The 11,000-nt window shown below is 30.3% G+C and carries 11 protein-coding genes; 9 read left to right on the top strand and 2 right to left on the bottom strand.

The window, feature by feature from the left end:
- The first annotated feature begins 192 nt into the window (after positions 1-192).
- The 9 genes from ACOYLT_RS07975 to ACOYLT_RS07935 all read left to right on the top strand — a co-directional run bounded on the left by ACOYLT_RS07975 (position 193) and on the right by ACOYLT_RS07935 (position 9,944).
- Positions 193-768, top strand: coding sequence for a hypothetical protein (locus tag ACOYLT_RS07975; RefSeq protein WP_422853331.1), 576 nt, complete (start codon positions 193-195; stop codon positions 766-768).
- Complete coding sequence (locus tag ACOYLT_RS07970; RefSeq protein ID WP_422853330.1) at positions 704-1,555, top strand: DUF4384 domain-containing protein; 852 nt, start codon at positions 704-706, stop codon at positions 1,553-1,555. Before ACOYLT_RS07975 ends, ACOYLT_RS07970 begins: the two co-directional genes overlap by 65 nt.
- 33 nt (positions 1,556-1,588) lie before the next feature.
- Positions 1,589-3,451: a tetratricopeptide repeat protein gene (locus tag ACOYLT_RS07965; protein WP_422853329.1), complete on the top strand. Its 1,863-nt coding sequence runs from the start codon at positions 1,589-1,591 to the stop codon at positions 3,449-3,451.
- A gap of 10 nt (positions 3,452-3,461) precedes the next feature.
- The gene (locus tag ACOYLT_RS07960; protein ID WP_422853328.1) at positions 3,462-4,346 is read left to right on the top strand and encodes a fibrobacter succinogenes major paralogous domain-containing protein; all 885 of its coding nucleotides are present in this window, start codon (positions 3,462-3,464) and stop codon (positions 4,344-4,346) included.
- Between the two features lie 24 nt (positions 4,347-4,370).
- Positions 4,371-4,685, top strand: a complete 315-nt coding sequence (locus tag ACOYLT_RS07955) for a hypothetical protein (RefSeq protein ID WP_422853327.1) — start codon at positions 4,371-4,373, stop codon at positions 4,683-4,685.
- Positions 4,686-4,729: 44 nt separating this feature from the next.
- Positions 4,730-6,412 (top strand): caspase family protein, encoded by a 1,683-nt coding sequence (locus ACOYLT_RS07950; RefSeq protein ID WP_422853326.1) that lies wholly within the window; start codon positions 4,730-4,732, stop codon positions 6,410-6,412.
- Entirely contained in the window at positions 6,406-7,305 is a 900-nt protein-coding gene (locus ACOYLT_RS07945; protein WP_422853325.1) for a fibrobacter succinogenes major paralogous domain-containing protein, read from the top strand. Before ACOYLT_RS07950 ends, ACOYLT_RS07945 begins: the two co-directional genes overlap by 7 nt.
- A 9-nt stretch (positions 7,306-7,314) precedes the next feature.
- Positions 7,315-8,169, top strand: coding sequence for a fibrobacter succinogenes major paralogous domain-containing protein (locus ACOYLT_RS07940; protein ID WP_422853324.1), 855 nt, complete (start codon positions 7,315-7,317; stop codon positions 8,167-8,169).
- 401 nt (positions 8,170-8,570) lie between these two features.
- Positions 8,571-9,944 carry a retropepsin-like aspartic protease gene (locus tag ACOYLT_RS07935; protein WP_422853323.1) on the top strand — a complete coding sequence of 458 codons (1,374 nt, stop codon included), beginning with the start codon at positions 8,571-8,573 and terminating at the stop codon, positions 9,942-9,944.
- 285 nt (positions 9,945-10,229) lie between these two features.
- On the opposite strand, the gene ACOYLT_RS07930 is transcribed toward ACOYLT_RS07935, so the two are convergent.
- Together ACOYLT_RS07930 and ACOYLT_RS07925 are read right to left on the bottom strand one after the other, a co-directional pair.
- Positions 10,230-10,556 carry a hypothetical protein gene (locus ACOYLT_RS07930; RefSeq protein ID WP_422853322.1) on the bottom strand — a complete coding sequence of 109 codons (327 nt, stop codon included), beginning with the start codon at positions 10,554-10,556 and terminating at the stop codon, positions 10,230-10,232.
- Positions 10,546-10,986: a hypothetical protein gene (locus ACOYLT_RS07925; protein ID WP_422853321.1), complete on the bottom strand. Its 441-nt coding sequence runs from the start codon at positions 10,984-10,986 to the stop codon at positions 10,546-10,548. The genes ACOYLT_RS07930 and ACOYLT_RS07925 overlap by 11 nt, the downstream gene beginning before the upstream one ends.
- Positions 10,987-11,000 lie beyond the last annotated feature (14 nt).

The following is an 11,000-nucleotide window of genomic DNA, read 5'->3' as shown; positions in this document are numbered from 1 at the left end:
GTGTGAAGTAATAGGCGAAGTTGATGCTCCATTAATTTATACAAAAGTAAAATGACAATTATTTTTTTTTAAACATTAAATTACTCACTTTGATAAAGTTTGGTGTAAAAAAACTATAACTATTTTAAAAAATAAGATAAAAGTTACTATTTTTATCAAATAATAAAAAAACAAAATTTAAAACCAACTAATATGAAATCAAAAAATTTAATTATTCCTTCATTAATGATTGCCATGGTGTTATCTGCAACTTCATGTAAAACTCCACAAAACATTGAAAAAACTACCGGTGCGGTAGAAATTTCGGTGCCTTTTTCGGATAGTAAGTATAAAACTGATAAAGATTATTTTAGAGCTAAAAATATTGGTAAAAGTATCGACTTAGCAACCTCTAAAAAAATTGCTTTGCAAAATGCCAAATCAGAACTAGCTGGAAACATTCAATCTATAATGAAAGCTGTAACTGATCAATATAGAAATTCAAGTAAGGTTGACGACAAAGAGAATTTTGAAAATAAATTTGAAGAATTGTCAAGGGATGTTGTAAACCAAACGCTCACCGATGTTAGGATAATGGATGAAAAAATATTTAAAGAAACGGACGGAAAATATTCCTACTGGGTTGCAATTGAAACCTCTAAACAATCCATTTTAGAAGGGGTAACAGCTAAGGTTAGTAAAAATGAAAAACTCCAGTTGGACTATGATAAAAAGAAATTTGAAGAGGTATTTAATTCCGAAATGGAAAAAATGTCAAAAGAGCAATAACCTTTATTGGCTTTTATTATTACTATTTTCTATTCCTCTATCCGCTCAAAAAATAATTAATGTTAAAGATATAAAAGGAACATCCTTTATAAGTGGAGACATTAGTTTTAACCAAGCAAAAAATTTAGCATTGAATGATGCTAAAATAAATGCATTGAAAGCAGCAGGAATTGCTGAAAATATCAAGTCTTACCAATTACTTTTTAGCAGTCAAGATAAAAATGATTACTCCCAGTTCTTTAGTTCAGATATTCAATCTGAAATTCAAGGAGCTGTGGAGTCTTTCGTTATTAAAAATCAAACTACAGTTAAGAAAAGTGAAATTGAGTTATATATCGAGATAACAATAGATGCTTCAGTTATTAAGTATGAAACAAAACCAGATACTACCTTTGATACATTCATTGAAGGAGTAAAAGCGGTTTATAACAACCATGACCATCTAGTTTTTTCAGTAAAAACATCACAGCCTTGTTATGTGACAATTTTTAATATTAATAATACTGAAGCAACTTTAATGTATCCAAATAGCTATGAAAAACCATTTTCATTAAAAGCTATAGAAACCTATAATTTTCCTTTAGGTCGAGTTGATTATGAGTTGGAAACAAGCTTGAAAGAAAAAGAAACTAACCGATTAATTTTTGTATTTACCAAAACAGCCATTCCATTTATTAAAATGGACAAAGACCAAGTTACCACCAATGAGGCTATTTTTAGTTGGATTTATTCTATTATGCCCGACCAAAGAAAAGTAGAATACCGTTCCTTAGTGATTCAAAAATAGCCCAAAATTCAATAGTATGTTAATGTGAATTTTATGAAAAAAGAAAGTCTATTAATAATTTCATGTTTTATATTTTCCCTTTTAGGTATAACTACACATGCTCAAAAAGTAAGCAATATTACCTTTCGTCAAGAACAAAGTACTATTATTGTTTCTTATGATTTAGAAACGAAAACATCTTGCAAAATAAGTTTGTTTGTCTCTACTGATGACGGTAAAACATGGCAAGGACCTTTGAAAAAAGTAACTGGTGATGCAGGTGCTAAAATAGCAATGGGAAGCCATAGTATCACATGGAATGTGTTAGAAGAATTTGAGGAACTACGTGGCGATAAAATTAAATTTCAAGTTAGAGCTGATGAAACAAAATCTCAAACCATAACATCTATAAACCAAGCTTTAATTAAGAATCCTAAAGATGCAAAATTATTCAAGTTAAGAGGTGACTTAAAGAAAGAATCAGGCGACAGTAAAGGAGCAAGGGCTGATTACACAAAAGCAATTTTGCTAAACCCAAAATATGCAGATGCATACAAAGCTCGTGGATCTCTAACAGTGGGTGCTGATGAAGCTGCCTTATCCGATTTAAATAAAGCAATAAGTTTGAATCCTAATGATGCATTAACATTTTATTATAGAGCAAATTCTAAATGGAGCTTTCACGATTATAACGGAGCAATCTTTGATTATACTAAAGCATTAGAATTAGAACCTAAAAACACTAAATTTCTAATTGTAAGAGCTAATTTAAAATTTATTTTAAAGGATTTTGTTGGTTCCATTGATGATTGTAATAAACTTATCGAATTTGATTCAATATCAATATGGGATAGAAAATCGGTTGATTTAGGTGGTGAAGCATCAGCAAGACGTGTTAATAGAGTTTATTGGGTTAGAGGAATCAATAAATATAATTTAAATGATATTGAAGGTGCTAATAGTGACTTTGAAAAACATTTTAAATTAAACATGGTTCCAAAACATATTGGGTATATAGAAATTGGTTCATGGAGATTTAATAATAATGATTACAAGACTGCTATAGATCATTTTACTAAATCTATTAATTTATTACCAGAAATTTTAGTTGACAGTCTTGAAGAACGTGAGGCATATTTGGGTAGAGCATTTTCTAAGTATATACTAAAGAACGAAATAGGCGCGGCAGTTGATTTTAATAAATTTATTGAAAAATCTCAAAATAAGGCAAAAGCAAATTATTTAATTTCATGGGGTTTTGATACAGGATATTATGGGAAACATTTTAGGTTTGGTGAATTAGAAATTAAAAATTTTAAAGAGGTAATCTATTATCTTACAAAAGCGATTGAGTTAGACCCAAAAGACGAATCTTATTTTTCTAAAAGAGCTGAAGCAAAAGAAGAGTTGAATGAATACAGAGGCGCTATAGATGATTATACAAAAGCTATTGAATTAGACCCAGAAGGATCAGGTTATAATTATGATAGGAGAGCAGACTTAAAAAAGGAATTAGCAGACTACAGGGGCGCTATAGAGGATTATACAAAAGCAATTGAATTGGTCCCAACACCATCAAAAAATTTTTCTTATAGTAGTAGAGCAGGTGCAAAAGAGAAACTAGAAGACTACAGAGGTGCTATTGAGGATTATACAAAAGCAATTGAATTGGAACCAGAAAGTTATTATTATAATTATAGAGGTGGTTGTAAATTTAATATTCATAATTATATAGGTGCAATTACAGATTATACTAAAGCTATTCAATTGAACCCAAAGGATGCAAATTCTTATCTAAATAGGGGGAGATTAAAGATATTAACTAAGGATAAAAAAGGTGGTTGTAAAGACTTGAGTAAAGCGGGCGAATTAGGAGAAGATGGTGCATATGAATACATTAATAAAAATTGTAATTAAAATAGCAAAAATGAAGTACAAATATATTTTTGTTTTTATGTTTTTAAGTTGCTTAAGCACTGCCCAAAAAGTAAGCAACATTACCTTCCGTCAAGAGCAAAGTACAATTATTATTTCTTATGATTTAGAAACCAAAACATCTTGTAAAATAAGTTTGTTTGTTTCTACTGATGATGGTAAAACTTGGCAAGGACCTTTAAAAAAAGTATCAGGTGATGCTGGTGCTAAAATTGCCTCGGGTAATCATAGTATTACTTGGAATGTGTTAGAAGAATTTGAGGAACTACGTGGAGATAAAATTAAATTTCAAGTTAGAGCAGATGTAGGCAATATCGAAACCGTAATTATTGGCACACAAGAATGGAAAGTTAAAAATTTAGATGTATCAAGGTATAGAAATGGCGATATTATTCCCGAAGTAAAAGACCCAGAAGAATGGGCTTCTCTGTCAACTGGAGCATGGTGTTATTACAATAATGACCCAGAGAATGGTAATGTTTATGGTAAACTTTATAACTGGTATGCAGTAAACGACTCAAGAGGATTGGCACCAGAAGGTTTTCATATTCCATCTGATGAAGAATGGACAAAATTAATCAATTATTTAGGAGGAGAAGAGATTGCAGGAGGAAAATTGAAGTCAACTGGAACATCACTTTGGTTTAGTCCTAATACAAACGCAACAAATTATTGCGGTTTTTCAGGTCTTCCTGCAGGTTATCGCACCGGCAATGGAATATTCAAAAACGTTGGCATGATAGGTTTTTGGTGGCTTTCATCAGGGCGCGATACTTCGAAAGCTTATTCCCGCGGCCTGGGTAACGACGTTGATAAAGCCTACAGCTTGTCCGCCAATAAGTATTACGGTTTCTCGGTGCGTTGCCTAAGGGATTAGAGATAATTTTTAAAATAAAAAAATATGAATTATAAAGATATTTCTGATTGGAATGATATTAATGAATTAAGATGTTTAGTAATATTAAAGAAATTAATTTCCGAAAATTTTCCTAGAAATAGGCAAATGGAATTATGCAGAGAGGTAGCAAGAAAAAGCAATTTGTCAAGTGGAAGTATTAGTGCTAAAGTAAGTAATTTTAAATCATTAGCTGGTATTAATAATAAATCAAATGCTTCAAATAATTCTAAAATTATTTATAAAAAATATCATCAATACTCTGTAGTTGAATTAGAAAAATTAATTTCTGAATTAATAACAAATAACCAAACAAAATAAGTTTTAATTTACACAAATAAATTAGTTTATAAAATACTATAATTATGAAAAAAACAATTTTACTTTTTATTTGTCTTGTATTTAACTTGACAACTTTTGCTCAAAACACAGCAGCTTCATCATCAGCTTCATTTGATATTCGTAAAAAAATTGAGCCGCCTTTATTAGAAATTTTAGAAGGGCCTATGTTCGTAGATGCAGATGGTAATAAAGCCATAAATGCTAATGAAAATTGTAAAATTATTTTTAAACTAAAAAATTCGGGTAAAGGCGATGGATTAAATCTTTCTGCCTCAATTCAAGCATCAGGCAATACTAACGGTATCACATTTAAGAATAATCAATCGCTACTTAAAGTAGAAAAATTGGGAGGCATACAAACTTATGAATTACCCATAACGAGTAATATTAACACCGTGGATGGTAGCATAGATTTAACAATAGAAATTCAGGAACCAAATGGTTTTGGAACCGAAAAAGTGGCTATGCAAATTAATACTCGCAAGTTTTTAGCACCCGAAGTAAAAGTAGTGGATTATGTTATTTTTTCTGGTGCTGCTGGGAGTACAAATTTAGAATTAAAAAAGCCCTTTTCGTTACAGTTGTTAGTTCAGAACTTGGGTCAAGGAGTTGCTAAAGAGGTAAAAGTTAATGTTAAATTACCTGAGAATGTTTACATGACAAATGGAGAAGCATTTGTGCAATTTGATAAATTGGCGCCAGGTGAAAAGAAGAGTATTGAGTATGAAATGATAATGAATTCAAAGTATATTGCTAGTGCTTTACCAATAAATGTAAACCTTTCAGAGTCTAACAATCGCTTTGCCGAAAACTGGGAAAAAAGTTTTAATTTAAATCAAGCTTTATCGCAACAAAAAATAGTTATTCAGGCTGGAGCAGAAGAAAAAATAGATATTGTAGCCGCTTCTTTAAGAAGTTATGTTGACAAAGATATCCCTAAAGGATTACCGCTAAACTCAAAAAAATACGCCTTAATTATTGGCTGTGAAGATTACGCTAAATATCAAACCGGATTAGATAGAGAGGTAAATGTTGATTTCGCTGCTAATGATGCGCGTGTTTTTGCTGAATATGCTGAAACAACTCTTGGTTACCCAAAAGACCAAATATACTTGCTTATTGACCCTACAACTTCTCAAATCAAACAAAATTTAGAAAAATTGCAAAAAGCTATTGAGATTGAAAAGGGGAAGGCTGAAGTTTTGTTTTATTATAGTGGACACGGTTTGCCAGATGAGAACACAAAAGAACCATACTTAATCCCTGTAGATGTTAATGGAAACAATCCTCAAGATGGAATTTCGATTGTAGATTTATATGCTAAACTATCTAAATCGCCAACTATAAAAGCTACTGTGGTATTAGATGCTTGTTTCTCTGGCGGTGCTAGAAATAAAGAATTAGTAGCTATGAAAGGTGTAAAAGTAAAAGCAAAAATAGATGCTGTGCCTGGAAATTTAGTCGTTTTTTCCTCTAGTAAAGGAACTGAAACTAGTGCTGTTTATAAGGAAAAACAACACGGCTATTTTACCTATTTTTTATTGAAAAATTTAAAAGAATATGCCGGAGCAAAAACCTTAAATGAAATGTTTATAGATGTAAATTATCAGGTAAGCAAAGAGGTATTGAAAATTGGAAAAACACAAACCCCAGATGTGCTTCCAGGAAAAGATATTGGCGAAGATTGGAAAACATTAACATGGTAAAAATTAACAATTTCTTTTTTCTTTTTCTCTGCCTATTGGGTTCAATCACTTATGCCCAAAAAGTAAGTAATGTTACTTTCCGCCAAGAGCAAAGTACTATTATTATTTCTTATGATTTAGAAACCAAAACACCTTGTAAGATAAGTTTGTTTGTTTCTATTGATGATGGTAAAACATGGCAAGGACCATTAAAAAAAGTAACAGGCGATGTAGGTGCTAAAATTGCCACAGGCAATCACAGCATTACTTGGAATGTCTTAGAAGAATTTGAGGAATTGCGTGGTGATAAAATAAAATTTCAAGTTAGAGCTGATGCTAGTAATATTGAAACTGTAGTTATTGGCTCCCAAGAGTGGACAGTAAAAAATTTAAATGTTTCAACATACAGAAATGGCGATGTCATTCCAGAAGTAAAAGACCCAAAAAAATGGCAAGAATTAAAAACTGGAGCATGGTGTTATTACGATAATGACCCAGAGAATGGTAAAATTTATGGTAAACTCTACAATTGGTATGCGGTAAACGACCCAAGAGGAATAGCCCCGGAAGGATTTCATATTCCTTCTAATGACGAGTGGAAAACATTGAATGATTATATTGACTCTGAGAAAATTAAATGTGTTAAAAAGAAAGTATTAAGAGAAAAGCATCAATATGAATTAGGTGATATGATGGAAAGTCGCTTTAAAGGACTTCCTGGTGGTGCACGTTTAATTGAAAATATAGGATGCTTTTTTACCAGTATAGATTTCGATGGGGCATGGTGGAGTTCCACAGAAAATGTTACACAATCTGATTTGTATAACACTTTGAATTATTATTTTTGGGGAGTTGCGAACGATTACTCTTTTAATAAGCAATTTGGTTTTTCGGTTCGCTGTATTAAAGATTAAATGAATTATATGAATTACATAAAACAAATATTTTTATTTTTAATTATTCTGAATGTATTTACAATTTACTCCCAAAAAGTAAGCAATATTAACTACCGTCAAGAGCAAAGTAGTATTATCATTTCATATGATTTAGAAACGAAAACATCTTGCAAAATAAGTTTGTTTGTTTCTACTGATGATGGTAAAACATGGCAAGGACCTTTGAAAAAAGTAACAGGTGATGCTGGTGCTAAAATTGCCACAGGAAATCACAGCATTACATGGAATGTATTAGAAGAATTTGAGGAATTACGCGGAGATAAAATAAAATTTCAAGTTAAAGCTGATTCAGGTAATATTGAAACTGTAGTTATTGGCTCCCAAGAGTGGACAGTTAAAAATTTAGATGTTTCAACTTATAGAAATGGTGATATCATTCCAGAAGTAAAAGACCCAGAAGTATGGGCTAATCTTAAAACGGGTGCATGGTGTTATTATGATAATGACCCAAAAAATGGAGCAATTTATGGAAAACTTTATAATTGGTATGCGGTAAACGACCCAAGAGGATTGGCTCCAGAGGGGTTTCACATTCCCTCTGATGAAGAATGGACAATATTAACTGATTACTTAGGAGGGGAGAATGTTGCGAACTTAAAAGACCTTGATGGATTCTCAGGCCTTCCAGGAGGCATACGCTACGGTAGTGGCACATATAGTAGAATTGGCGTCTATGGTGAATGGTGGAGTTCGTCTGAGGCCAAAGTATTTGATTCAGATTGTTGCGCTTGGTTCCGAATACTATATTACCTCAATGGCTACCCTAGCAGAGACAGGAATAATAAAGATATTGGTTTTTCATTACGCTGTGTCAAGGACTAATTTAGTTATTTAAAAATGATGAAAATTACAAAACACATTTTATTAATATTATTATTTCAAGCTATAACTACTCATGCCCAAAAAGTAAGCAATGTTACCTTCCGCCAAGAGCAAAGTAATATTACTATTTATTATGATTTAGAAAACAAAGCACCATGCAAAAAAAAGCTTGTGTCTTATTTCGATTTGTTAATGATTAGGCGCTTTTGTTATTCATTTCTGCGATAAACAACTGCGATTTTATTTTATTCTTATTCAATAAATAATTCGAAAAATTTTATAATGATTTTCGGGTTGGTTATTATTCTATTTGTAATTAATAATATTAGATTCTAATAAACCAAGACTGTATTGTATAAATATCCCTATTCTAACTTCAGAAATGAAAAACGTCAATTAACATGAGAAAATTATTTATTTCAATAATCTTTCTTATCAATTTTTCTTATGGTCAAGCTGTAAGACAAGATAAGACTATTCGTGCTTCGATGGTTAATGGTTATTTTACAGGAATAGAAACTGCTCTTACAAATATTTCTGAGTTAAATCCAAATTTTCGTAGCGAGGTAAATCAACTAAATTTATTATTAACAACGAACTTTGGACAAAGTAAAAAAAATGCTATTAAATATTTAAATGGGATAGATAATTGGGAAGATGCTATGAAGTCAAAAATGGACTCAATAAAACAAGTAATTCACACAAATATTCTTTTTAGTACAAACGAAGAAACCGCAATATATTTAAAAGAACTTGAAAAAAACTTAAAAGGAAATATTCCATCTCCAATGCTGGAAAACATATTGTCTTTTCAATATGAGAATCAACCTTCTAAAGAGTTTTCTAATGGGTACACTTATACTTTTAACACTAAGGGTCATAAAAAATCTAAAAACACCGAATTAATTTTAACAATCCCAAAAAGTTGGTCTTCGCAAGAAGGTAAGCAACCGAATGTAATCCAACTTTTTGTTTCTGACTGTGGTAATGGTTCAAATTCAATTAGTATTTTAACCCAAGAAATGCCATATACAAAAGAAGAATTTGGTAATTTGACTTTTGAAGAAATTGATAAACTATATAAAGAAGATTTATTTACAGAGGAATATGCGAAAAATTTTATTGATGGTAAATTTATTTCTTATAAACCAATGAACATTGCAGGTAGAGCAGGTTTTTTAGTAGTCTATGAAGTAATTAATGAAAAGATGGGGATGAAAATTAAAATGAGAAATAACGCTTATATTTTTCACGATGTGACTTATTTGCATTTTATTAATTGTGGAATTGGAACGCCTACTTTGGAGGAAAATCTTGAAGAAAAATCAAACATAATTAATCCGCTTTTCTTTATGATTGTAAACTCTATTGTTGTGCCAAAAAAGAATGATGATGTAATTAACCTGAAAGGCACAGAATATCAGAAAATTATAGAAATAAAAATTTCTGATAAAACTTATGACTTCATTCTAGACACAGGTGCAACAATTTCTTTAATTGGCAAAAACATAATAAACAACTTACTTGAGAACGGAACAATTACAACTCGTAACTATTTAGGAAAAGATTATATACAAACTGCTGATGGAAAAAAACATTTGGTCGAGTTTTGGAATATTCCGAGTATTATTATTGACGGTAAGAAAATTAAAGATGTTGATTTTACTGTAATGGAAAGTGGAAATATTAAACCGTTATTGGGAATGAATATTTTAAATAAACTGAATATATATAAAATTGATTTAGAAAATTATAAAATTTATCTAAAAAAATGAAAATACTAAATAATTATGATTTCAAGCTCTTCCACTTCAATATAAAATTCTGAATTTATACATAATAATGCAGCTCAAAGAATATTTAATTTTTCTTACGTTATTGTAAAATAACCTTTCTTTAAACTTCTTTTCATGTATTAAAATTATAATGATTAAAAATAATTTGTAAACGTTAATAAATTATTATAAACTACAGATAATTACATATTGATTTGAATTGATATGTAAGTATATTTATTGACATAGATAGACCTGTATTGATTTTTTTAGCTTAGGAAAAAATTATTTTTTGGTATTTCTTTTTTGGTTTTCTTCGTCAATTTTGTATAGCACATAAATTAATGTTCCTCCCACAATTGCACAAGTTAGCATTACCCTCCAATTGTTTTTCACATAGTTTCTAACTAGTGATTCTGCAATTTTTTCTTTAGTCATCTCATTACTTAGTTTATCCATAATTGGAATAGTTGTTGGTATTCCTTTAAATCCTTCAGTAAGTCCACCTGAAGATAGTGACTTGTTTACAAAATATTCCGATTGTTGGTTTAGCAAATCTATTTTGTGAGATAAAGGAAATGATTCTTGAAAGGTTGGTACTCTATAACTCATAATCTAATGTATTATTAATTGAAAAAAATTCTTCTTTTGCATCTATTAATTCAAGTGCATAATCATAACAAACATGGGCTTCTCTCCCGGTTTTTTTGTTAATTATAATTCTATGATAAGTACTAAAATCATAACCTTCATGATCAAGTAGAAATTTAGTTGAGTATCCATTTTCTTTATAAAAATTACTTGATTTAATTTTATTTAAAATAGCTCTATTGCTTTTCACTGTTTTTAAAAAGAAAATATTAATTGCTTCTTTCAGTTTTCTCTTGTCATTATTAAAATCAATACGATGCTGTTCACCACAGTAAATCTGTCTAGAATCTGAAGGCACAAAATATTCTTGACAATCCGGTTTTTTACACTTCCGTAGTGGATAGCGTCTGTTAGATTCTCTTCTTTTTATTAGATTTTTATTTCGTTTCATAATGATACTCTATT

The sequence above is a fragment of the Flavobacterium sp. genome, from assembly GCF_049318185.1.
Lineage (GTDB): Bacteria > Bacteroidota > Bacteroidia > Flavobacteriales > Flavobacteriaceae > Flavobacterium.
The sequence above is the reverse complement of the archived record's forward strand: the minus strand, read 5'-3'. Positions and strand labels throughout refer to the sequence as shown.